The 21707-nt window shown below is 35.4% G+C and carries 27 protein-coding genes; 3 read left to right on the forward strand and 24 right to left on the reverse strand.

Going from position 1 to position 21707, the window contains the following annotated elements:
• Positions 1-387: 387 nt before the first annotated feature.
• The 17 genes from BLR30_RS15450 to BLR30_RS15530 all read right to left on the reverse strand — a co-directional run bounded on the left by BLR30_RS15450 (position 388) and on the right by BLR30_RS15530 (position 10349).
• Positions 388-1038 (reverse strand): DnaJ domain-containing protein, encoded by a 651-nt coding sequence (locus BLR30_RS15450; protein WP_089860884.1) that lies wholly within the window; start codon positions 1036-1038, stop codon positions 388-390.
• Between the two features lie 237 nt (positions 1039-1275).
• Positions 1276-1479 carry a DUF2325 domain-containing protein gene (locus BLR30_RS17615; RefSeq protein ID WP_139164645.1) on the reverse strand — a complete coding sequence of 68 codons (204 nt, stop codon included), beginning with the start codon at positions 1477-1479 and terminating at the stop codon, positions 1276-1278.
• A 15-nt stretch (positions 1480-1494) separates the two neighbouring features.
• The gene (locus BLR30_RS15455) at positions 1495-1764 is read right to left on the reverse strand and encodes a hypothetical protein (protein ID WP_089860886.1); all 270 of its coding nucleotides are present in this window, start codon (positions 1762-1764) and stop codon (positions 1495-1497) included.
• Between the two features lie 83 nt (positions 1765-1847).
• Positions 1848-2189 carry a hypothetical protein gene (locus BLR30_RS15460; RefSeq protein ID WP_089860888.1) on the reverse strand — a complete coding sequence of 114 codons (342 nt, stop codon included), beginning with the start codon at positions 2187-2189 and terminating at the stop codon, positions 1848-1850.
• A gap of 14 nt (positions 2190-2203) precedes the next feature.
• A complete protein-coding gene (locus tag BLR30_RS15465; RefSeq protein WP_228400784.1) occupies positions 2204-2758 on the reverse strand; it encodes an RNA polymerase sigma factor in 555 nt (184 codons plus the stop codon).
• A gap of 225 nt (positions 2759-2983) precedes the next feature.
• Entirely contained in the window at positions 2984-3442 is a 459-nt protein-coding gene (locus tag BLR30_RS15470; protein WP_089860892.1) for a DoxX family protein, read from the reverse strand.
• Between the two features lie 31 nt (positions 3443-3473).
• On the reverse strand, positions 3474-3917 hold the full coding sequence (locus tag BLR30_RS15475) for an SRPBCC family protein (RefSeq protein ID WP_089860894.1): 444 nt from the start codon (positions 3915-3917) through the stop codon (positions 3474-3476).
• Positions 3918-3937: 20 nt separating this feature from the next.
• On the reverse strand, positions 3938-4366 hold the full coding sequence (locus BLR30_RS15480) for an ATPase (RefSeq protein ID WP_089860896.1): 429 nt from the start codon (positions 4364-4366) through the stop codon (positions 3938-3940).
• Between the two features lie 37 nt (positions 4367-4403).
• Positions 4404-5237, reverse strand: a complete 834-nt coding sequence (locus BLR30_RS15485) for an SDR family oxidoreductase (protein ID WP_089860898.1) — start codon at positions 5235-5237, stop codon at positions 4404-4406.
• 101 nt (positions 5238-5338) lie between these two features.
• The gene (locus tag BLR30_RS15490; RefSeq protein WP_089860900.1) at positions 5339-6205 is read right to left on the reverse strand and encodes a VOC family protein; all 867 of its coding nucleotides are present in this window, start codon (positions 6203-6205) and stop codon (positions 5339-5341) included.
• A gap of 330 nt (positions 6206-6535) precedes the next feature.
• A complete protein-coding gene (locus tag BLR30_RS15500; protein ID WP_228400785.1) occupies positions 6536-6781 on the reverse strand; it encodes a helix-hairpin-helix domain-containing protein in 246 nt (81 codons plus the stop codon).
• Between the two features lie 33 nt (positions 6782-6814).
• Complete coding sequence (locus tag BLR30_RS15505) at positions 6815-7228, reverse strand: SRPBCC family protein (protein WP_089860906.1); 414 nt, start codon at positions 7226-7228, stop codon at positions 6815-6817.
• A 67-nt stretch (positions 7229-7295) separates the two neighbouring features.
• A complete protein-coding gene (locus tag BLR30_RS15510) occupies positions 7296-7727 on the reverse strand; it encodes a VOC family protein (protein WP_089860908.1) in 432 nt (143 codons plus the stop codon).
• 215 nt (positions 7728-7942) lie between these two features.
• The gene (locus BLR30_RS15515; RefSeq protein ID WP_089860910.1) at positions 7943-8722 is read right to left on the reverse strand and encodes an alpha/beta fold hydrolase; all 780 of its coding nucleotides are present in this window, start codon (positions 8720-8722) and stop codon (positions 7943-7945) included.
• Positions 8723-8726: 4 nt separating this feature from the next.
• Positions 8727-9251: a hypothetical protein gene (locus BLR30_RS15520; protein WP_089860911.1), complete on the reverse strand. Its 525-nt coding sequence runs from the start codon at positions 9249-9251 to the stop codon at positions 8727-8729.
• A gap of 26 nt (positions 9252-9277) precedes the next feature.
• Positions 9278-9682 (reverse strand): VOC family protein, encoded by a 405-nt coding sequence (locus BLR30_RS15525; protein WP_089860912.1) that lies wholly within the window; start codon positions 9680-9682, stop codon positions 9278-9280.
• Between the two features lie 76 nt (positions 9683-9758).
• On the reverse strand, positions 9759-10349 hold the full coding sequence (locus BLR30_RS15530; RefSeq protein ID WP_089860914.1) for a Crp/Fnr family transcriptional regulator: 591 nt from the start codon (positions 10347-10349) through the stop codon (positions 9759-9761).
• A gap of 140 nt (positions 10350-10489) precedes the next feature.
• Between BLR30_RS15530 and BLR30_RS15535 the strand changes: the two genes are divergently transcribed.
• The 3 genes from BLR30_RS15535 (at position 10490) to BLR30_RS15545 (ending at position 13155) form a co-directional block, all read left to right on the forward strand.
• Complete coding sequence (locus BLR30_RS15535) at positions 10490-11404, forward strand: helix-turn-helix domain-containing protein (protein ID WP_089860916.1); 915 nt, start codon at positions 10490-10492, stop codon at positions 11402-11404.
• Between the two features lie 81 nt (positions 11405-11485).
• A complete protein-coding gene (locus BLR30_RS15540; RefSeq protein ID WP_089860918.1) occupies positions 11486-12082 on the forward strand; it encodes a hypothetical protein in 597 nt (198 codons plus the stop codon).
• Positions 12079-13155 (forward strand): DGQHR domain-containing protein, encoded by a 1077-nt coding sequence (locus tag BLR30_RS15545; RefSeq protein WP_089860920.1) that lies wholly within the window; start codon positions 12079-12081, stop codon positions 13153-13155. Before BLR30_RS15540 ends, BLR30_RS15545 begins: the two co-directional genes overlap by 4 nt.
• A 36-nt stretch (positions 13156-13191) precedes the next feature.
• Here the strand turns inward: BLR30_RS15545 and gldG are convergent, their stop codons facing one another.
• The 7 genes from gldG to dacB all read right to left on the reverse strand — a co-directional run bounded on the left by gldG (position 13192) and on the right by dacB (position 21593).
• Positions 13192-14862: a gliding motility-associated ABC transporter substrate-binding protein GldG gene (gene gldG / locus BLR30_RS15550; RefSeq protein ID WP_089860922.1), complete on the reverse strand. Its 1671-nt coding sequence runs from the start codon at positions 14860-14862 to the stop codon at positions 13192-13194.
• Positions 14863-14866: 4 nt separating this feature from the next.
• Positions 14867-15595, reverse strand: coding sequence for an ABC transporter permease subunit (locus tag BLR30_RS15555; RefSeq protein WP_089860924.1), 729 nt, complete (start codon positions 15593-15595; stop codon positions 14867-14869).
• A gap of 66 nt (positions 15596-15661) precedes the next feature.
• The gene (locus tag BLR30_RS15560) at positions 15662-16210 is read right to left on the reverse strand and encodes a CopD family protein (RefSeq protein WP_089860927.1); all 549 of its coding nucleotides are present in this window, start codon (positions 16208-16210) and stop codon (positions 15662-15664) included.
• A gap of 81 nt (positions 16211-16291) precedes the next feature.
• Positions 16292-16702, reverse strand: coding sequence for a hypothetical protein (locus tag BLR30_RS15565; RefSeq protein WP_089860929.1), 411 nt, complete (start codon positions 16700-16702; stop codon positions 16292-16294).
• Between the two features lie 126 nt (positions 16703-16828).
• Positions 16829-18025 (reverse strand): glycine C-acetyltransferase, encoded by a 1197-nt coding sequence (gene kbl, locus BLR30_RS15570; protein ID WP_089860931.1) that lies wholly within the window; start codon positions 18023-18025, stop codon positions 16829-16831.
• 87 nt (positions 18026-18112) lie between these two features.
• A complete protein-coding gene (locus BLR30_RS15575; RefSeq protein ID WP_089860934.1) occupies positions 18113-20035 on the reverse strand; it encodes a M1 family metallopeptidase in 1923 nt (640 codons plus the stop codon).
• Positions 20036-20120: 85 nt separating this feature from the next.
• The gene (dacB, locus tag BLR30_RS15580; RefSeq protein ID WP_089860936.1) at positions 20121-21593 is read right to left on the reverse strand and encodes a D-alanyl-D-alanine carboxypeptidase/D-alanyl-D-alanine endopeptidase; all 1473 of its coding nucleotides are present in this window, start codon (positions 21591-21593) and stop codon (positions 20121-20123) included.
• Positions 21594-21707 lie beyond the last annotated feature (114 nt).

Raw genomic sequence — 21707 nt, forward strand, 5'->3', positions numbered from 1 at the left:
TCATTTTAAACATAAAATCAGGGAAAATTATAATTTAAGATAAATTTTTATAATGTGCTATTTTTAAAAATTTCCTAAAAATCGATCTGAATGACTTTATTTATAAATTAGTTTAATTATTACATCATAAATTTTTAAATGATGTTTTTCTTTGATTCTAATGACATCATATTCAGCTGATAAAATTTATAAATTTTTATTATCTGTATTTATTCTAAATTAATATATTTGCAACATGAATATGATTATCCCTTTTAAGGTTCCGCCTTTAGCGCCAGCCTTTTCAATGAATACTCAGGAAATATATTGCGGTTATAAGAAATCCTGCTGTAAGAAGTTCAAAAAAGGAAAAAGATGCAAAAAGTGTCCGGGAAGGAAAAAATTGGCTTAATTAATAAAGCTGCTTACCAAAAAATAAATTGCTAACACAAGCAATATAACAGCCACAATGATTCTCATAACTTTTGGTTGTCCATATGGATTGGCGACTGTTCTCGGTTGTGATTTGAATAATTCTTCAGCTTTATCTTTGAATTTTTCCGTATTACTTTCAAAAACTTCCGTAATGGTAATGCCCTGAACGGCTGTCTTATGTAAAAGCGAATTTGTTGCATGAAGCAGAATCTGGAATTTGCCTTCTTTGAATTCCGTTATTTTGAAAATTCTTTCTCCGTAAGGCTTTTCCAATCCGAAAGGCAATACTTTTACGACATCCGCATTCTGTGTCTGCCATGTAATGATGATCTCCTCTCCTTTTTTCGCATGAATTTTATTGGCCGAAAAAGTTTTTATGGAAGGCGGAACAGTATATCTGAAGCTTTTCTGGTGACTTTCTAAATTCTGATCGTAAGCATATCGTCTACTTTTATCACTCAATGTTTCATAAGCCTCCTGAATTTCCCGGAAACGATCGGCGAAGAAGTCATCATTCTGATTTTTGTCGGGATGATATTTTAAAGACAGTTTGCGATATGCTTTTTTGATGTCCTCTTCTGAAGCATCATGAGAAATTCCGAGAAAATAGTAGTAATCTTTCATTGAACTGTACAAAAATAAGGAATTTGTGATTGCAGGCAAAGCGAAGGATTTTTTTTAACGTAAAGTGTGCGAAGATTTTTTGAAATGGTTGAGAATATTTTTTGTTCGCAAAGGTACCTCGACAAGCTCAGCATAAACTATCACTCAGCAAAGGCTGAATACATTAAATGATATTTCTAATATTGAAAGAAGGGCTGCTACCCTAGCCCAGATTGGAGCATTTGTTTGAGCTCATTTTCAATAGTTTCGGTTCGGCGGCTTTGCCGCCGAACCGAAACTATTGAAAATAGCGAGTGCGGAAAGCTGGAAACAGCTCCTTAAAATTCGCCAAAACGGAAAGTTTAGTTTTTTAGATTGCTTTTTCACTACGCTCATCGTAATGACAATAAAAAGATCCGGTTCGGGAAGCTTCGCTTCCCGAACCGGATCAAACAATCTCAATTAGTTACTTTCTATTTATGCTTCCGCAATATTTTCCTTTTCAAATCTTCTGTGTCTGCATCTGGATGCAAACTCTTTCTTGAATTTACCTTTTAGTTCCTGATATTGTTCATCATTCATTTCTCTGATTTTATCTGCTAACCCGAAAGGTGATTTTTCTTTGATTCCGTATTCTTCAAAAATACCTTTTACAAATCTTTTTCTTTCAATTGCTTTTTTAGCGATCATGGCAATGCCTGCAACGGCTAATGCTCCAAGAGCGCCTTTTAATACTGAATTTTTCATTTTTTTAAATTTTAAATTTTACTACTTCTTTTTTATATTGACGAATTAACCTAAACTTTACTTTACTACTTCTAAAATTTCAATTACTCGTTTGTACTTTTATTCCTGTTGAAAAAGCTGTTTTCACATCTGCTTTTCCAAACCTCTTTGAATTTTTCTCTTTCTTCTGGAGAAAGGTGTCTCATCTTTTCGCGCATTTTCCTTTCCTTGAAATCTCTCATTCCTTTTCCGAAATGGAAACCTCCGAAAAGAATTTTACACAAAATTAAAATTCCCATGGCCTGCAAGTATGAGATGGATTTTACACCCAAAATCTCAGGAAGAAGGCAGTTCCATAGCAGCATCACAATCCATGTGATTCCTAAAAAAATTAAGGGTGGGAACAGCATGAAAAAAATCCATCCTTTTTTATGTTTATAATTCATATCTTTCTTTTTTACTAACTATTTAAATCTTCGTATAATTGTCTGAGCCTGTTTCTTAAATGCTTAACTGCATAATTTTTACGGCTGATAATGGTTTTGATATTTTCACCGTGTTCATCGGCAATTTCCTGAAGGGTTTTATCGTTGAGTTCATTTTCAACATAGACCAGCTTTTGTTTTTCCGGCAATTCTTCCAAAGCTTCAAATAGCTTTTTCCAGATTTCATCCTGAAATATCTTCACTTCCGGACCTGCACTTTCGTCCATTAGCAGAATATCTTTTATGGAAAAATCTCCGTCTTCATCTTCATAGACAAAATCTTCAAGATTTTCGGTTTTCTTCTTTCTGTATTTGTCTGTAATTTTATTGGCCGTCACCCTGTAGAGCCATCCGCCAACATTTACTATTTCAGAAAGATTGGTAAGACTGCTGAACTGATACCAGACCTCCTGCAAAATATCTTCCGCATCTTCTGTATTTTTCACTTTCGGACGAATATACGACATCAGCTTTCCTCCGTACTTTGAAACGGTTTGTGAGATGATATTTTCCTTATCCTTCTGTGGCATTGTTATTTTTTCGACAATCTCCATATTGCTATGACGATTGAATTTTTTGTTTTACTTTAATAAATTTAAAATATTTTATCAAATTTTCCGGTTTTTCTTTTATTTATCATACTTTATACACTTTTTATTTTTTAAGCTAAAATGTAAATAGACCTGTTCACGAATAGTACAAACAAAAAACGGAAAGCAAGCAAGCCTTCCGTTTTTATATGTTTTTAATGAAACTTAATTCAGATAAATCCCGAAATACCACGTCCATACGATCAGGATAATCTGCATCGGTATTCTTTCTTTATAAAGATAATCCATTCCCGGGCCAGTAAAATCAGCTTTAAAAATATTGATATTCCTTTTGGATGAATTGATATTGGCAATAAAAACCAGAACATAAAAAATAATTAACAAAACAGCTGTAAGTTCACGGACAGAAGGAATCATCAAACCAATTCCTGCAGCAATTTCTATAACCCCTGTAACATATACCCAGAACATTTTAGCAGGAATAAAATCGGGAATCATCATAGCCATTCCTTTCTGAAATTTGAAGTGGGAAAAGCCTACAAATACAAGAAAAACAGCCATTCCTAAATTTCCGGAAAATAAGAAGTTCCAGTCGCCCTGAAAAATTTTTGTTCCTATTAACGCAAGAACAAAGGTTACAAAGAGAATTGTTAATAATTTCATGTTTAAATATATACATTTAAGCAGTAAGAATCTAACTTTTTTCAGCAAGATTTTTAATGATTTCCAGTCCTCGTGTAAAACCTTTGTTGATATGATCTTCCCATTCTTTCTCTGTCTGAACCTCAACATGCAGTTTGGTTTTTCCATCGAAATCTATTAAAATATACTTTTCAAAACATCCGCTCCACTGTTTTACCTCCATACTTTCTGTGTCTTCGTTCCCGTTTTTGTCAATCATTCCTAAGTGCTTGAAGATAATCTGATCCGGCTCTTCAAGACTATCAATGGTAGAAACCATTCCCTCTCCTTCTGCATTCAGGAAGTAAGTTTTACCTCCAACCTTCCAATCAGATTTCATGACACATCCCGGACTGAAAAACTGTGTCCATTCAGAATATGTGTTTTCGTTCCACAATACATTCCATACTTTTTGTTTAGAAGTATTAATGACAATTTCGTAAGATAGAGTTTCCATAACTACTTGTATTTTGATTATTAAAGCTGATTTTCAGAGAGATGTTTTACATTCGACAGAGCATTTGGAAATTTTTCTTCAAAAAATGGCTTAAACTCTTCTGATGTATTAATTTCTACATGTAAATGAGTGATGTTTTCATTTTCAGTAAGTACGTATTTCTCTGTAGCTTCTCCCCAATCACGGGGCGTTTCAATCCCTTCATGAATTTCTCCTAAATGTAAAAAAGTTATTTCCTCATTAGGGATTAAGTTTACAATTTTACTGTACATTCCGTTATTTTTAGGATCAAGAAATTTAACGATATTTCCTTCTTCTAAATTTCCCTGATAAAAAGACCCTTCCGTGAAAGCCGATGTCCATTGTCTGAAAGAAAAGTCGTCCCAGAGTACGCTCCATACTTTTATTGCTTCCGCATTAATCTGAATATCAAAATTCAATTTTTCCATAATTTATATATAAACTAGCTGTTAATCTGTGTAAATATTATCCTCCAACAAAGTCACCTCCATTGATATGGATAATCTCGCCGGTGATAAAGCTTGAATCCTCTGATGCTAAAAATACATATGCCGGAGCAACTTCTGAAGGCTGACCGGCTCTTTTCATAGGAGTATCTTTTCCAAAATCTGAAACGTCATCAAAGGTTTCTTTTACCAAAGGAGTCCAGATCGGTCCCGGTGCCACGCCATTTACCAAAATATTTTGCTCTGCCAAATTGGTGGCCAAAGAACGGATGAATGTAGCAATTGCTCCTTTTGTTGATGAATAATCTATTAAATGTTCACTACCCCGATAAGCGGTTACGGAAGTGGTACAGATAATTCGTGAACCACTACTCATCAACTGTAAGCAGTCTCTGGTAAAAGAGATCATTGAAATGATATTAGTATTAAAAGTTTCCTGAATCTGTTCATCGGAAATGTTTTCAATGTCATCTTTCGGAAACTGTATTCCTGCATTATTGACGAGTATATCAAGAGATTTCCATTCTTTTTTTATCTGCTGAATGCATTTTTTCCTGAAATCTTTTTTTGAGATATCTCCTTTCAGAAGAATACATTTCCTACCTTCTTTTTCTACTAGTTTTTGAGTTTCTTTGGCATCATCGTCGCTTTCTTTGTAAATAATAGCAACATCAGCTCCTTCACGGGCATAATGAACGGCTACAGCCTGACCAATACCGCTGTCACCTCCTGAAATCAAGGCCTTTTTACCTGAAAGCTTTTCACTGCCTTTATAGTTTTCACGAATTATTTCGGGAAATAATCCTTCCTGTGGAACTTTTGATTGAGAATCTGACTTGTTCTGTGTTTTCATATGCAAATCTTTTCTCTAATCATCATCAAACAGCAAGCCGAAGCTGAAAAATATGGTATATAATAAAGGAAAGAGATTAAATTTCAAAACCGTTGATATTATTAAGAATGATAAGCCTTCTCCAAATCTTCTATACTAATTTTCTGCATTTTCATCATTGCCTGAACGACTTTTTGTGCTTTTTCCTGATCGGAATCACTCATTAGCTGAATTAGTCTTTTTGGAACAATCTGCCAACTGAATCCAAACTTATCTTTCAGCCAGCCACACATACTTTCTCTTCCTCCATCAGCAGTCAAAGCATTCCAATAAAGATCCGTCTGTTCCTGATTATCTGTCATCACAACCATCGATATAGCTTCATTAAAATCAAACTGGTGGTCGTAAGAATTATCCATACAAAACAGGCTGTATCCATCAATTTCAAAATGGGCATGCTGAATATTCTCAGGAGGTTCCGGAGCAGGATGTCCTTCACTTCCATCCCCATATCTTAAAATATTTCCTATTCTTGAATTTGGAAAAGTTTTTGTGTACAGCTCCATGGCTTCGATGGCTTTCCCATTGTTCTGATGAATAAACATCAAAGTCGGAATAATTTTCTGATCACTTGCTTTTTCACCCAGAAAGATCTGCCAGGTTACGCCATATTTGTCCTGAACCCATCCGTATTTTTTACTCCAGGAGTAAGAATCTAATGGCATCAGAACCAATCCGCCGTCTGACAGCTGATCCCAATAATTCTGCACTTCGTTTTCTGTTTCACAAATCACCATAAAAGATACCGATGCATTTTTTTTAAACTGCGGACCTCCATTAAGAAGCATCAGTTTCTGACCGAAGAGTTCTATATTCATCACTACGGGTGTATCTGCTGTAACTTTGCCGTCAAATATTTTACAGTAAAATTCTGCGGATTCTTTAGCATCTTCATCGTACCAAAGGCACGGAAATATATTGTTGTTCATCGTTTTAATTTAAATAATTAATTCTAATATTGGTTTAATGTTGTATATTTCTTTTTTTAACACAAATGACGCGAAGATAATCTTTAAAGTATCATCTCCGGCCGCAAGGGCATTTCATTCAGCTAGTGATAGAGACTTAATAACTTTTAAAATGTTTGAAGGTAAAAAACTTTTGCTTTTTATTTTAATGCAAATGACGCAGGATTTTTTTTTAAATCATCATGTTGATTTCCGGGCGCAAGCGTTGAACTCCGTTCGTAAACCTACAGTTTATATTCAGCAAATGATAGGTATTTTGATATTGAATATCGTATATCTGCTAATAACAAGTTAGCTTTCATTATTTTTAAAATAAATATCATTTTCCATCATATACAATTTAAGTTTCTGCAGTGCATTTTTACCGAAACCATGCAACTGCAGGATTTCTTTTTCAGAGTAATGCGAAAGTTTTTCCAGAGAATCTATTTTTTCTTTTTCCAAAGCTCTTCTGGCGGGCATCGCGATAACACCCTGAAGAAAGTTTCCTTTAGGTACATGACTCACAGCGCAAATGGAACTTAAACATTTTGCCATTATCACTAAATTAATCATGATGCTAAAAAATAATTAATTGTTTTCTACGTATTTATGAAAATTATTCAGAATTGCATACCAGCCATCGCGCTGCATTTCGACAGGGTTTTGTTTTTCGGGATCGAAAATCTGCGTAACTTTTGTCGTGTTTTCATCAATCTTGTCAAACATTACAATTACTTTTCTGTTGTCCTCCGTATGATAAATAAGACTTCTTTCAGGAATTATTTCATCATAAATTCCGACAAAATCAAACCCGAAGCTTCCATCTTTTGTCTGCATTCGTGTTTTAAATGTTCCACCTTCCTTTAAATCAACTTCTGCTGAGGGGCATTCCCAGGTATCACTGGCAAAATTCCACTGTGTAATATGTTCGGGCGTATTATAGTAATTCCAGACTTTCTGAACAGGTGCTAAAATTGTAATCTCAATCTTGATAGGTTCCATGTTAATATAAATTTAGTGTTGTAAAAGGATAGCGGGCTGCTATCCTTTAATTTAACCTAAAGATAAGCTATTTTATATATTCTTCATTATAATTCACCATCCAATAAATACCGTATTTGTCCTGAAAACTGCCAAAATAATCGCCCCAGAACTGATCTTCGATCGGCATTTCTACATTTCCTCCTTCAGAAAGTCCATTAAAAAGCCTGTCTGCTTCTTCTCTGGATTCCGGGAAAATTGATACATAATTGCTGTTTCCGATGCTCAGGGTCTGCCCAAAACTTGGAACGATATCTGAAGCCATAAGCAGATCGTTGCCTATAGGAAGCGCAATATGCATCACCCTGTTTTTTTCTTCTTCCGATAAATGTTCGGTTCCGGGTGCATTTCCCATTCTGTAGATTCCGCCGAGAAATTCGCCCCCGAAAACAGATTTGTAAAAGTTGAAAGCCTCTTCCGCTTTTCCGTCAAAGTTTAAATAAGAATTTAATTTAGCCATAATTTTTATTTTTAAGTATTATTGTATGATATAAGATTTTCTTTCATATATTGAATGTTCCCAGTCAACGCACCCACCATCGTACGGTCAACACCTCGACTATCGTACGGTCCGGACACCCACACTCGAGCGGTGGACACCATGCCACTCGGGCGGAGGACACACCACCTTTCGGGCGAAGGACGAGGTAACTTACGAACGACATCTTCGCTACCTTATTCACTATTTAAAAACTTTTCAACTTCACTTACGGTGAAATCAATTAATTTTTCGTCTATTTTCCCTCCAAGATCTGCCATCATATAAGATCCGTGAGTTGCAGGAACGATCATTAACTGTGAATCTTTTACCAGACGCCACATTTCTACTGTATGTTCGGGTTTAATAATATCCTTGTCACCCGAAATAAATAAAGTAGGCGACTGTATGCTTTTTAAGATCTCTTCGCTCCAGTCTTCAAAAACCTGCATTCTTTTGCTGTCTTTATCAAACATATTTTCAAAGGCTGCAACGTTGGGGTTTAAACTTAAAAAATTATTTTTCAGAGGTGCCGGCATCGAATCAAGAGTAACTCCTTTCATGCTCTCGAAGAATCCGTCTATCATTCCGCTTTTTTTGTAGAACGCTGAAGCGACGACAAGTTTATCTATAAGCTCGGGATAAAGATGCGCCATCTGCATGGTTGTATTTCCGCCATTACTGAATCCCCAGAATAACGCTTTTTTAATATTAATTTCTTCCAGCAAAGCAGCGATATCATGAGCGTCCTGTTCAAAAGTCTCCGGAATATCGCGATGTCCGGATAATCCGTGATTCTGAAGGTCAATCCCGATGAGCTGGAATTTATTTTCCAGCCTTTCAATTACTTCTTTATAATCAAATAAAATTGAGCCTCCTCCGCCATGAATAAGCACCAGAGGTTTTCCGGAGCCGTAAATTTCATAATACATTTCGATTCCGTTAATGTATTTGTGGCCTTTTTCAATTGGATCCATTTTACTAATATTTCAGATCTTTATCGAAATTATATTTCATTCCTTCGTAGCCGAGTATTCTGCGCATTAATCCGATTTGTCCGCACAGGTAATCTTCGCGACCGATGCACATTCCGACAAAATTCAGAACCGTTTCCGGGAAGAAATCAATGTTCATTCCCATTGGGAAAGCTTTATCCAAATCCTCGTCCGAAACTTCCAGTAACTTTTGATAAACAAGCGGTGAAATCTTGTGGAAGGCTTCTTTCAGCTGTTGTAATGAGGGGTATTTAAAACTTTCATCCAATGCTTTCCCCTGGAAGAAAAAATCTTTGAATTCAAATTCTTCCTTAAGTCCTAAAATGTAGCCTAAGGCATATCGCATATCAAGAAAATTTCCAACCATCCAGATGATGTGATTGGTTCTGCCTTCTATTCTCTGTAAAGCACCTTCCTCTGCAATTCCGTCAAGAACCATCAGAAAATTCTGGCTGTGACCACGAAATGCAGGAATAATAATGTCTAGTTTATTTGATTTTGGTGTATCCATAACCTTTAGCGTTTAAAGTTGAAATACTATGAAGGCAATTGAGAAGGATCTGCAAAGATGACATTCCAGCCATGGCCATTGATATCCCAGAAGGAATTCTGATACATCCAGCCGTGATCCTGAGGTTCTTCGTGCTGTGTTGCTCCGTTGGCGACTGCAGTGTTTACCAACTGATCGACTTCTTCGCGGCTGTCTAAACCGATAGCTACCAAAACCTGTGTCGTATCGCCTTTCGGGACTGGCCTTTCAGAAAAGGTTTCGAAAAATTCTTCGGTGAGAAACATGATAGAAATATTGTCACTCATGATGATGCAGACCGCCCTTTCGTCAGAAATTTGTTCATTCACAGAGAATCCCAGATTCGTCCAGAATTCTTTTGTTTTCTGAATATCTTTTACGGGAAGATTGACAAAAATTTGATTGACTTTCATATTGTAATTTTTAGTATTAAGTTTTAACCAAAATTACCGGGTTATGACGAAAGTCAACTTGCCATAAGACAAGATTTTAAATTTTCCTGGGATGCGAAACGAGCTCTTTACGAATTCTGCTCAAGGAAGTATCTGTAATACCGAGATAGGAAGCAATCTGCTTGAGCGGCGCAAATTGTATGACGTAAGGTTTCTGCTCCAGAAGATTAAGATAACGCTTGGTAGCAGAGAGGGTAAACATTTCTACAGAACGCTGTTTCCCAATGAAAAGCTGCTGAGACATCCACGCTCTCCCCCATTCTCTGAGATTCGGGATTTTGTGAAACAGTTCCTGAAAGGTGTCGAAATTCATCTTCCAGCATTCACAGTCGGTAATGCACACCATATTTTCCTGCGTGGGAATTCGCTGAAAAAGGGATGAAACTTCAATGATGATTTCATTGTCTGTGAAAAAATTGATGGTCACATCATTTCCGTTAAAGTCATTGACAAATGACCGGGCAAGACCTTTTTCGAGAATATAATAATCATTAGATATTTTTCCTTCGCTAAGGATAAAATCTCCCTTGTGAAAGGTAACTTTTTCATGAGCCTGAAATATTTCTTCAAGCTCTTCAGCTAAAAAAAACGGAAAATCGTAACATATTTCCAGTGCTTTATTAATCATCAGAGAATGTTTTTTAGTGGTTTTAAAAATAGAGTTTTTTTATGGAAACTGATCCATAAAATAATGATAAATGATATAACTAGTTAATTCTGGTAAACTTAAGGCATTAAAGTTTCAGAATAATTAAATAATTTAGCGTTATGAAACAGACATTCAGATTTAATTCACTTTCAGAATTTCATGCGTTCTGTAATCTTCCCAACCCGGAACATCCGTTGATTAGCCTTATTGATTACAGCAAGGTTAAATATCCTGTCAATGACATGGAACTTAAATGGATTCAGAATTACTACTCGGTCGGACTGAAACGGAATGTCAATGCCAAATTCAATTATGGCCAGCAGGAATATGATTTTGATTCCGGGGTACTTTGCTTTGTTTCGCCGCTTCAGTTTCTGAGCCTTGAAATGAAACCTGATGTAGAAGTGGAACCGACAGGATATCTTCTGCTGATTCATCCGGATTTCCTTTGGGGAACATCACTCATCAAGAAAATAAAGTCGTACGAGTTTTTCAGCTATCAGATCAATGAAGCGCTTTTTCTCTCGGATAAGGAGGAGAAAATTATTGTTGATCTTTTTAAAAACATTGAAAAAGAATACCAGAATAATATCGATAAATTCACACAGGAACTGATTGTCGCCCAGCTAGAATTGTTCCTGATCTACGCCGAGCGATTTTATGAGCGACAGTTCTTCACCCGCAAAAAGTCCAGTCACGAATTGCTAGAGAAATTTGAAGAGGTTCTTTCACAACATTTCAACAACGGAAACCTGCTGGAAAAAGGGATTCCTTCTGTGAAATCCATCGCCGAGCAACTTAATATTTCACCGAATTATCTGGGAAGCTTACTCCGAATTCACACGCAACAAAACACGCAGCAGCACATCCAGAATAAGCTGATCGATCTCGCTAAAGAACGTTTGAGTACCACAAGTTTATCTGTTAGTGAAATTGCTTATGAGCTTGGTTTTGAGCATCCGCAGTCTTTCAGTAAGTTGTTTAAGCAGAAGGTGAAGCAGTCGCCGGGGGAGTTTAGGAGGGCGTTTAATTAGAGAAAATTGTAATAATATTATTAATTTTTCATTTTAAATTTTTATTTTTGATATAAACTAAAAGACTATGAAGAATCAAATATGAAAAATTTAATTATCTTAATAAAAGATCCATTTAAAGTTATTAAAGAAGATAAAAGTGATTTCTTAATATGGCTAATTTTTACAATTATAACTGGTCAACTCGGAATATTTGCAAATTTTATAGTTAGACATTACACAAATAATACAAGTCTAAAAAATTCTATATATATTGAGTCAACTAATGGAAGTTTTTATACATTTTCAATTGCATTAATTGCTTCTTTACTTGGTCCTATATTTATAAATTTTATTAAATCAGATAAAATACAATTTAGAACTCTTAAAACTTTTACAATAATAATTGCAATATTCTATTTGTTCATTGCTGGAATTGTTTACACTTCTATTCAATCCAAAAACAAAACTGTAATACTATCTAAAAATATTGAGTCTGACTTTAGTCAATTAATTATCTATATTTTTGCTATAATATTTGCTTCATATGGATATTGCATCTTAAAACTTGAATCAAGTACTTTAAATTTTAGTAATATAAATGATCCTCTTTTTAGTGAACAAAACAATGAAAATGTTGAAAGTTTATTAAATTCAGAACAATCTTTAAATCAAGATCCTAATGGTATAGAATTATGAAAAAAATTAAATATTTAAAAATAGAGCAGCCAATAGGAACTTTTTATTTAACCTCTTTAGAAGCATCAATACTAGCTAAAATTGCAATAATTGAAAGAAGAAATGAAAATCCTAACGCTATTCAAAGAGAAGCTTCAAGTACAAGAATTAAAGAAATTGCAAAATATTGTGGTGAAGCGGATGCTACTTTTCCGACTCCTATCATAATTGCAGTAGATGAAAATGCCAATATTAGAATAGATGAAAATTTTATATATTTTGAGGAGAATGAAATATTAGGTGATGTGATTGATGGACAACATAGATTAGAAGGTTTAAAAACTTCTAATTTCTTGTCAAAATTTCAAATGCCTGTAGTTCTAATGTTCGATCTATATCCATCTCAAAAAGCATATGTCTTTTCTATAATTAATAGTAAACAAACTAGAGTTAATATGTCTTTAATTTACGATTTGTTTGCTCTATCAGAAAAACGTAGCCCTTATAAAACGTGTCATGAAACTGCGAGAGCTCTAAATATTGATAAAAATTCTCCGTTCTATAACAGATTGAAAATGTTAGGAAAGAAAAAGGAAGACCAAGAGTCAGCTTCTTTATCACAAGGAACTTTTATAAAATATTTATTAGAATTAATCAGTAAAAATCCAGATGAAGATACTAGAAAAATAAAAAATGGTAATAAAATAGAATCTGATAAAAATTTAGTTTTAAGACAATATTTTATTGATGATCAAGATAATGTTATTTTTAAAATAATTTTAAATTTGTTTAACGGAGTCAAGGATGCTTTCGAGACAGAATGGAATAATCCAAATGAATATATAATATCTAAAGCAATAGGTTTTGGTGCTATAATAAAAGCATATCCAGTAATTCATATTTTAGGTGTTGCAAATAATAAATTAACCCAAGAATTCTTTAAAAATATATTTATTAATTTTAAAAAAAGTTTAAAAGCAAAAGGTATTGAATTAAATTCCAGTTCATTTGGATCAAATGAGCAGGCTAGAACTAAATTAGCAAACTTAATTATAGACTCTATTAAAGAAATGAATTGGAGAAATAATACTTAATAAAAAAGAGAAGTCTAGACTTCTCTTTTTATATTTCTATCCAAACTTCTTCTTCCTCAACCAGAAGAACAATCCTCCTAAAAGTCCGATAATGGCTAATGGCAGCAGCAAATTAAACCATTGCCAGTTGTTTTTCTCTTCGGTAATTCTTTGACGGTCGAGAAGTCTTTCTTCAATGTTTCGGTTTCTCAGCTCCATTAAATTGCTGTCGTCCAAAAGATAGTCTAAGGCATTTCTCAGGAACTGTTCGTTACCAAATTGTTCGTTGGTCAGCAGATCTACCCCTAAAGGCAAAGCTTCTCCTTTCAACACTTTGTTTCTTCCAACATCTCCGTCGGCGATAACGATCATTTTATTTTCAGGGCTTGAGCTTTTGAAATTCGGATACGATTTTCTTTCAATTCTTGAAGCATAGGCAGAATTAAATTTCCCTTCCAAAGCCACAGCGTAAATTTTCGGAGTACTCGGTTTTTCCATTTGCCCAAGACTGTCAACACTTGAGATTTCCTTTAAATCCACATAATTCGGAACCTGCTTCAACAACGTTCTTTCACTCGATTCAAAAAGCACATTGGTTTTAATATTCTTTCTGCCACCCAACGTATCGATGGAAGTCGGAAATTCGAATTTCACCGGATTGATATTTTTGGTAATCGGATTGTTATTTTCAGCAATTCCCAAAGGGAAATATGGCCAAGGAAGACTGGTGTATTGAGGGTTTCCGCTCACTTCTCCGGTAACTAACCTCAACAAGGCAAATTTCTTCACATCTTTCACCAAAGCCGGATTGATTCTGATTCCGTAATTGAAGAAAAAGTCTGTCATATTGATATCTACAGGGAAAGGCATTACTTTCTGAGACCTCATCAGGGTATCCATTTCTGCGTTTACAGCATCAATCATCCATAAGGTTTTCCCGCCGTTCATGATGTATTGGTCAAGAATTACTTTTTCTCCGTCAGTGAAGGCTTTTCTTGGTTTTGCAATCACCAAAGCATTCATCTGCTTCAGCATCGGGACATCAGCCAAAGTAAGTTCAGTTTGGTTTTTAGGAATAATAGGTCCTGCATCATAGCTTTCAGTTGCTAATTGCATGAAGCCTTGGAATTCTCTTGGATTCAATTCATCCTGATTGACCAAGATTCCGATTTTCTTTCTTTTGCTTGCGGCAATATTTTTAATGTTTGAAACAAGATTGTATTCTAAATTTTCAATGGATTTCGTAAGTTGCTGATCGGCATCAATCCCCGTCTGTTGCACCACCAAAGGAATGGAAACTCCTCTTTTATCGTACTTCACCACCGCATAAGGGAAAAGCATAATCTGCGAAACCTTCCCGTCTTTAATATCCGGAAGCATGGAAGGCTGCATACCCATCGCCATCAATGTGTCTTTAGACATTTTGGTTTTGATAGGATCAATAAATTTAAAATCGATCTTCGGATTTATTTTCCTGAATTCCTCGAGCATGAATTTTGTTTCGCTCTGAAGCTGTTTGAAGCTTGCAGGGAAATCACCTTCCAGATAAACATCGACTGTTAATGGTTTATGGACAGATTCCAATACTTTAACCGTATTTTCAGAAAGGGTGTATCTTTTTTCTTTGGTTAAATCTAATCTGATTCCTGAAACGGCAAGAATGATAACCAAAGGTAATATGATGAAAAGTAAAATTCCTAACGGAGACTTAATGGATATCTTCTTCATAATTCTACTTTTTTTTGTTTATAAAATGATTGGACAAAACTAATGTAATTCCGATGATTAATGCAAAATAAGCAACATCTTTAAAATCAATAAGTCCTCTTGTAAAACCTAAAAAATGCTGATAAAAACCGATATTCTGCAAGATGAAGTCTGCACCTCCCAACAGTTTGTAGCTTGCCAGCTGTTCAATCCCGAAATACATGATGAAGCACATGAAAACGCCCAACAGATAAGCCATAATCTGATTTTGTGAAAGTGAAGACGCCAGAATTCCCACTCCGGAAAATGCGGCAATTAAAATAATCGCCCCGATATAGCTTCCGAACGTCATTCCTAGGTCAATGTTTCCTTCAGGAACGCCTAAAACATATACGGTGTAAAGATAAATCAGTGATGGAATCAAACATAGAATTCCGACAATCCAAACGGAAAAGAATTTTCCGAATACCAAATCTGAAACTTTCAACGGTTGGGAAAACAGCCAGTTTAAGGTTCCTGTTTGCTGCTCTTCCGCAAATGTTTTCATCGAAAGTGCCGGAATAATGAACATTAACAACCACGGAACCAAAACAAAATAACTTTGAAGAGAAGCCATTCCGATCTCAAAAATATTAGAATCGTTTTCGAAAAAAAACAAAAACAGTGTCGTAATCAGACTGAATGCTGCGATAATCACCCAAGCGCTCCAGTTTCCGAAGTAGCTCCAAAGTTCTTTTTTTAAAATTGCAATCATAGTTTTAAATTTGCTGTATGCAGCAGGCAAAAAAGCTTATCGCTTAAAGCCTCTAGCCTAAAGCTCTTATTTTTTCTTTTTTTTATTAACTAGTTTCACCGTCATCATAATTAAAAATACCAGAACGAAAAATCCTGAGATTAATTGCCACCAATATTCAATAACCTGAAATTTCAGAATCACGGTAAATACGACGAGAAATAAAATGAAAGTTGCGATTTCGTTCGCCTGTCTTAATTTGATATTGGCCGTTTCGAGGGTATTCCCGTTGAGTTCTTTTAACTTTAGTACCTTTTTCCAGCACCAGAAATGGTAAATTGCCAGTGCGACAAGAAAGGTGAGTTTTAAATGAAACCAAGGCATTTTCATTAATCCTGTATTGAGAAAAATCAGGGTTAATCCGCAGATGGTCATAATAACACCGGCCGGAACCGTAATGATATTCCATAATCTGCGTGCCATGAATATGTACTGCTCTCTTAAAATCTTCTTCTTATCCTCCGAAAATTCGTCCGTATCTTTATAATACACAAAAATTCTGACGAGATAAAAAATCCCGGCAAAATAACTTACCATGAAGATAATATGAAGCGCTTTTATTATGGTGTAAAGCATTGAAAAAAAATAATGGCAAATATAACGTTAATCACAAAAATATTTGATAGAAAACAGAAGAAATCTTGCTTTTATTCTGTTCTATTCATTATTTTTCAGAGATATCCGAATTTTTTTTTTTTTAAATGAAATACTATCTGTTTTTTCACCATTAACATATTTTTTAATATAGCCAAGCTTTCCCTCTTCATCATAATATTTCCAGTCACCGAAGTAATACCAATGCTGTTCATTTGCAGAAACATCCATTTTAGACTGACCTTTTTCCATTAGTTTACCATCAGCGTAGTATCTTTTAGTTTTGATTATATTTTTTCTAAACCTACTTTTTTCGTATAGTTTATCATCAAGATAAATTTTCCATATTTTTATTTTCCTTCCCATCTTATATTTTCCGGATGCCATAAGTTTACCTTTATCCGAAGAATATTCTTCTTCCCATTTTCCGTGTCTCTTGTTGACATTATTTTCTTTTCTGATATACTGATTCATCTTTGTTTTACAGGAAACAAACACTAAAAGGATCAGTAAATAGGATAATTTTTGCATAAAAAAACAGAATTTCCGTAAATATAAGAAATTCCGTTTTTAATTCTACAAATGTAGAGTTGTTTATTTTTAAGAAATTACTGCTAATTCTTTTCCTACTTTTTCAAAAGCAGAAATCGCTTTATCCAGATGTTCTCTCGTATGAGCTGCAGAAAGCTGAACTCTTATTCTCGCCTTTCCTTTCGGAACAACCGGATAGAAGAATCCAATTACGTAAATCCCTTCATCCATCAGTTTTTCAGCCATTTTTTGAGCTAAAGGGGCGTCATACAACATCACCGGAACAATGGCAGCATCCCCATCAGGAATATCAAAACCTTTGGCTCTCATTTCAGTTCTGAAATATTCTGCATTTTCCATCACTTTATCGCGAAGAGAAGTGTCTTCAGAGATCATATCCAAAACTTTCAAAGCGGCACCCACGATTCCCGGAGCCAATGAATTTGAGAATAAATAAGGTCTTGAACGTTGTCTCAGCATGTCGATGATCTCTTTTTTTCCGGAAGTAAATCCTCCTAGAGCCCCCCCTAAAGCTTTACCTAATGTAGAAGTAATGATATCTACTCTGCCCATTACCTCATTGGCTTCATGCGTTCCACGCCCTGTTTTCCCGATAAAACCTGTTGCGTGAGAATCGTCAACCATCACCAAAGCATCATATTTATCGGCAAGATCACAAACACCTTTAAGGTCAGCAACAATTCCGTCCATTGAGAAAACTCCGTCTGTAACGATAATTTTAAAACGGTGATTTTTTTCAGAAGCGGCAATTAACTGTGCTTCCAGATCTTCCATATTATTATTTTTGTAGCGGTATCTTGCTGCTTTACAAAGACGTACTCCATCGATAATAGAGGCGTGATTCAATTCATCAGAAATGATCGCATCTTCTTCGGTAAATAATGGTTCAAAGACTCCTCCGTTGGCATCAAAACACGCAGCATATAAGATGGTATCTTCAAGACCCAGAAAGTCAGCAATTTTCTGCTCCAATTGCTTGTGAATATCCTGAGTTCCGCAAATAAAACGAACCGACGACATTCCATAGCCGTGAGATTCTATCATGTCCTGAGAGGCTTTCATTACTTCCGGATTGTTGGATAGTCCCAGATAATTGTTGGCACAGAAGTTCAAGAGCTTTTTACCATTAGCTTCTATTTCTGCACTTTGCTGAGACGTGATGATTCTTTCTCTTTTGTAAAGTCCGTCATTTTCAATATTCTGAAGTTCGTTCTGTAAGTTTTCAAGATACTTTTTAGAGATCATTTCTAATAATTTTTAAGATGTGCTAATTTAATAAAAAAAGCCGTTTCAACATGATGAAACGGCTTTCTTATTTGAAACGTATTATTTCTATTTTTTTAAAAACTTCACATTCTTATCATTAATTTTAAAAATATAGGTTCCGGGAACGAGTTCTGAAATATTAATTGATTTCTCAGGCTGATAAATTCCTTTTCTTACTAGCTTGCCATCTGTAAAATAAATTTTGAAATCTGTCGGCTTATCTATTCCTTTTATGTTGATTTCATTTTTGGCAGGATTAGGATACAAAGCAAATTCCTCCTTAATTATTTCTGTTGTTGCTAACGTGTTATCCTGAGTAACTGTAGAATTTTTTTCGACAATCTGATATTCATAATTAAATTCCACACTCGCTACCGGGAAAGTTACATTCTGCGTAAAATACTGGTTGTTTGAGGTATTGTTTAAGGCAAAATAAGCAACCTGTCCTCCGGTACCATTTACTTTAATTGGAAGAGGCATTTCAAAAAAACTTACGGTTGGGCTGCTTTGGGTTTGAGAAGCTTTAAAAGTCAATGTATTTCCGGTTTGTTTCCATCGAATATCATAAGTAGGATAGCCTTGTCCGTAGATCCAATCATTGAAAAATTCCGTAAAATCCTGTCCTGTAGACGTTAATAAAGAAGCATTAAAATCCTGTGTTCTCACATAATTGTATGCCAGAGCCGGCCTTGCATGATATTCTTTAAGTGCCTGATAAAATACGGTATCTCCTAAGATCCATTTTAGCATTCTCAATACATATGCTCCTTTAGCATAAGATAATCTCCCACTGAATATCATTCCGACACTTCCTAAGTTAGCATCTGCCACATAAACACTTCCACCAGGTGAACTTGTGATATAATCTTTTTGCCCTAAGAGGTAATTTCTAAACTCATTATTTGTCATTAAAAGTTTTTCATTGGCAAGATGTTCCCCGAAAGTAGCAAACCCCTCATTCAGCCAGATATCGTTCCAGGCACCACAGGTTACCTTATCACCGAACCATTGATGGGCAAGCTCATGAGCAATAAGACCTCTGCCCCATGATCCTAAAGAAGACATCGTCTGATGCTCCATTCCGCCACCGGCCTGAAATTCCATATGTCCGTATTTTTCGTTTCGGAAAGGATATGGTCCAAAGTAATTTTCAAAGGTATTCATTACTGTTTTTGTCCATTCTATGTTGCTCATACTTGTCGTATTAGAAGCTGTTGACGGAAAAACATAATTCACAAAAGGAAAAGGCGGATTTCCCATTGTATCGTTCAGTTTGACGAAATTAGTAATAGAAAGTGCGATGAGATAGGCTGCTGTAGGATATTGCGTTCTCCAGAAAGTAAGTTTCTGTCCGTTTCCAAGAGTGGTTTCAGACATCAGTTTTCCATTCGCGGCAACATTGTACTGGGAAGGTGTAGTCACCTTTATATCAAATTCTTCAATTTTATCATTTAAACTTTGCTTGGTCGGAAACCAGTCCTGAGCTCCGTAAGGCTCGCTTAGAGTCGACAAAACAGCTGTTCCGCTTTGCGTTCCGTTAAAAAATGCATTGTTTGCTATGGCCGGCGCACCGGAATAATTGATGGTAAGAGAATCTAAAACATTCGCAGCAATTGATGATGCAAAATCAATTCTTACTTCTTTGGTGCTCAGCTGTTGAAAATTAAGATTATTTCCGTGATATAAAACCTGTGAAACCGTCATCTGATTATCCAGATCAAAATAAATACTACTCATATTCTGGTTCGGCTTAAAATGAGAAGTTACAGAACCGGAAATATTGTAAACTGCAGGATCTATCGTGACATCCATTCTTTGGTACTGCAGATCATAATTCAATGTATTTGGATTGACGTTTCCTACTGCCATTTTATTGGCAAAAGACTTCATTTCCCTAGCGATCAGACCTTTGTTTTCAACATTGTCACTCTGAGCATAAAATTGCTGAAATGCCAATACACTTAAAAGCAAAAAGTAAATTTTTCTCATACTTTATAAAAATTGTATCAAAGATATAAAAAAACCTTTCAATCATTGATCGAAAGGTCATTATCTTAACTAAATTTTAATAATTCTACAAATCTAAAGCCGGTTCTAAAATCTGCTCCATCTTTTTCTTAACCATTGCGACTGATCCTGCATAATTATTGACTAATAACGAAAAAACAAGTGTTCGCCCCGTATTGGTTTTCATATATCCTGCCAAGGTTTTTACTTTATTTAAGGTACCTGTTTTTGCAAAAATCTGCCCGTTTCCGGTTCCTAAAAACATTCTTTTCAACGTTCCTGACTGCCCTCCTACAGGTAGAGAACTTAAATATGTTTTATAATATTTTTCATCCATTAATGATGTTAAAAATTTAGCCTGAGCAATCGGCGTTACGTTATTGCTTCTGGAAAGCCCGCTTCCGTCAATATAATTTAAACCACTCATATCAAAACCTTCATTCTTAAGGTGCTCTGTTACGACTTTTCTCCCGGATTCAGTGGTTTGATCGCCCAAACTCTGAAATCCTACGGTTTTTAAAAGTGCTTCCGCCAAACCATTGTCACTATGCTGATTGGTATAGAAGATAATGTCACTTAAAGTAGGAGATTTATACGCTGAAATGAACTTTCTGGCTTCCGGATTAGCATCAATCATTTTTGTGATCACCTTTCCTTTAACCGGAATTCCGGTTTTCACCAATGTTGTTCTGAATGTATTGGCAAGATATGCAGGAGCGTCGGGTAATTTTGTGGTTAAAATAGGATCTCCTTCGTATTTATCGGCATATACCATCTGATTATTGTAAGGAGAAACATAGAAGAATTTCTTTTCTATAGAGAAATTGGCAGATTTTTTAACGATTAGTTTTTCGTTTGCCGGGTTGATCTCGTGTGTGGTTCCGGCAGGAAGATAGTAATTATTATTTTCCAGCCAAACAACATTTTCCGGAAGCTTTGAAATATTGCCTTTGAAAAGCGCTGTCTGAATGATAATATCACCATTTACCTTTTTGATTCCCTCACGAGAAAGACCTTCTTTAAAATCTGAAATAATCTCTCTGTACGTCCATGCTCCGCCTTTATTTGTTCCCAAAGAAGGATCACCGCTTCCCACGATATAAAGATTTCCGTTCAACGCTCCGTTTTCATCAATACTTCCTGAATATTCCAGCTGCGTATTCCAACGGTAATTTTCACCCAGCATGTTCATTGCTGTTTCTGTGGTTAATAATTTTGTTGTAGAAGCAGGAACTAAAGGAGTGTTTTCGTTATACGAAGAGATTACTTTCTTCGTTTTCGGGTCGTACACTACGAATCCCCAGGTTGCGTTTTTCAGCACCGGATCGGTCATCATCGTGTTTACATTAATGTCTACAAGTTCTTTGGCCGACAAAACTGTTTTCTCTACCATTGAAGTAATGGGAGAAGGTAAGTTTAAACTGCTAGTCTGATTGTCGTAAGCCTGAGAATATAGAACTGTAGAAACGGTAGACTGGGCAAGAAAAAATCCTGAGGCCAGCACCGCAACACCTGAAATATACTTTCTGAAATTTACCATCTATTTTTTCATTTTGCTATAGTTTGGATCACCTAATAATCAATTTGTTAAATTGAAAATAAAACGCCAAACATATAATCAACGATCAAATGTAGAAAATATTACCAGAACTAG

The organism is Chryseobacterium taeanense, from assembly GCF_900099685.1.
In the GTDB taxonomy this organism is placed as follows: Bacteria; Bacteroidota; Bacteroidia; order Flavobacteriales; family Weeksellaceae; genus Chryseobacterium; species Chryseobacterium taeanense.

What these genes read in the sequence shown, in the direction of transcription:
- BLR30_RS15485 (WP_089860898.1), bottom strand. Translation starts at nt 5,237, where the DNA reads ATGAAAACACAGAACAAGTCAGATTCTCAATCAAAAGTTCCACAGGAA.
- BLR30_RS15530 (WP_089860914.1), bottom strand. Translation starts at nt 10,349, where the DNA reads ATGATTAATAAAGCACTGGAAATATGTTACGATTTTCCGTTTTTTTTA.
- BLR30_RS15520 (WP_089860911.1), bottom strand. Translation starts at nt 9,251, where the DNA reads ATGGATACACCAAAATCAAATAAACTAGACATTATTATTCCTGCATTT.
- BLR30_RS15540 (WP_089860918.1), top strand. Translation starts at nt 11,486, where the DNA reads ATGAAAAATTTAATTATCTTAATAAAAGATCCATTTAAAGTTATTAAA.
- BLR30_RS15500 (WP_228400785.1), bottom strand. Translation starts at nt 6,781, where the DNA reads ATGGCAAAATGTTTAAGTTCCATTTGCGCTGTGAGTCATGTACCTAAA.
- BLR30_RS15505 (WP_089860906.1), bottom strand. Translation starts at nt 7,228, where the DNA reads ATGGAACCTATCAAGATTGAGATTACAATTTTAGCACCTGTTCAGAAA.
- dacB (WP_089860936.1), bottom strand. Translation starts at nt 21,593, where the DNA reads ATGGTAAATTTCAGAAAGTATATTTCAGGTGTTGCGGTGCTGGCCTCA.
- BLR30_RS15465 (WP_228400784.1), bottom strand. Translation starts at nt 2,758, where the DNA reads ATGCCACAGAAGGATAAGGAAAATATCATCTCACAAACCGTTTCAAAG.
- BLR30_RS15460 (WP_089860888.1), bottom strand. Translation starts at nt 2,189, where the DNA reads ATGAATTATAAACATAAAAAAGGATGGATTTTTTTCATGCTGTTCCCA.
- BLR30_RS15455 (WP_089860886.1), bottom strand. Translation starts at nt 1,764, where the DNA reads ATGAAAAATTCAGTATTAAAAGGCGCTCTTGGAGCATTAGCCGTTGCA.
- BLR30_RS15470 (WP_089860892.1), bottom strand. Translation starts at nt 3,442, where the DNA reads ATGAAATTATTAACAATTCTCTTTGTAACCTTTGTTCTTGCGTTAATA.
- BLR30_RS15545 (WP_089860920.1), top strand. Translation starts at nt 12,079, where the DNA reads ATGAAAAAAATTAAATATTTAAAAATAGAGCAGCCAATAGGAACTTTT.
- gldG (WP_089860922.1), bottom strand. Translation starts at nt 14,862, where the DNA reads ATGAAGAAGATATCCATTAAGTCTCCGTTAGGAATTTTACTTTTCATC.
- BLR30_RS15565 (WP_089860929.1), bottom strand. Translation starts at nt 16,702, where the DNA reads ATGAATCAGTATATCAGAAAAGAAAATAATGTCAACAAGAGACACGGA.
- BLR30_RS15510 (WP_089860908.1), bottom strand. Translation starts at nt 7,727, where the DNA reads ATGGCTAAATTAAATTCTTATTTAAACTTTGACGGAAAAGCGGAAGAG.
- BLR30_RS15525 (WP_089860912.1), bottom strand. Translation starts at nt 9,682, where the DNA reads ATGAAAGTCAATCAAATTTTTGTCAATCTTCCCGTAAAAGATATTCAG.
- BLR30_RS15475 (WP_089860894.1), bottom strand. Translation starts at nt 3,917, where the DNA reads ATGGAAACTCTATCTTACGAAATTGTCATTAATACTTCTAAACAAAAA.
- BLR30_RS15480 (WP_089860896.1), bottom strand. Translation starts at nt 4,366, where the DNA reads ATGGAAAAATTGAATTTTGATATTCAGATTAATGCGGAAGCAATAAAA.
- BLR30_RS15450 (WP_089860884.1), bottom strand. Translation starts at nt 1,038, where the DNA reads ATGAAAGATTACTACTATTTTCTCGGAATTTCTCATGATGCTTCAGAA.
- BLR30_RS15490 (WP_089860900.1), bottom strand. Translation starts at nt 6,205, where the DNA reads ATGAACAACAATATATTTCCGTGCCTTTGGTACGATGAAGATGCTAAA.
- BLR30_RS15555 (WP_089860924.1), bottom strand. Translation starts at nt 15,595, where the DNA reads ATGATTGCAATTTTAAAAAAAGAACTTTGGAGCTACTTCGGAAACTGG.
- BLR30_RS15535 (WP_089860916.1), top strand. Translation starts at nt 10,490, where the DNA reads ATGAAACAGACATTCAGATTTAATTCACTTTCAGAATTTCATGCGTTC.
- BLR30_RS15515 (WP_089860910.1), bottom strand. Translation starts at nt 8,722, where the DNA reads ATGGATCCAATTGAAAAAGGCCACAAATACATTAACGGAATCGAAATG.
- kbl (WP_089860931.1), bottom strand. Translation starts at nt 18,025, where the DNA reads ATGATCTCTAAAAAGTATCTTGAAAACTTACAGAACGAACTTCAGAAT.
- BLR30_RS15560 (WP_089860927.1), bottom strand. Translation starts at nt 16,210, where the DNA reads ATGCTTTACACCATAATAAAAGCGCTTCATATTATCTTCATGGTAAGT.
- BLR30_RS15575 (WP_089860934.1), bottom strand. Translation starts at nt 20,035, where the DNA reads ATGAGAAAAATTTACTTTTTGCTTTTAAGTGTATTGGCATTTCAGCAA.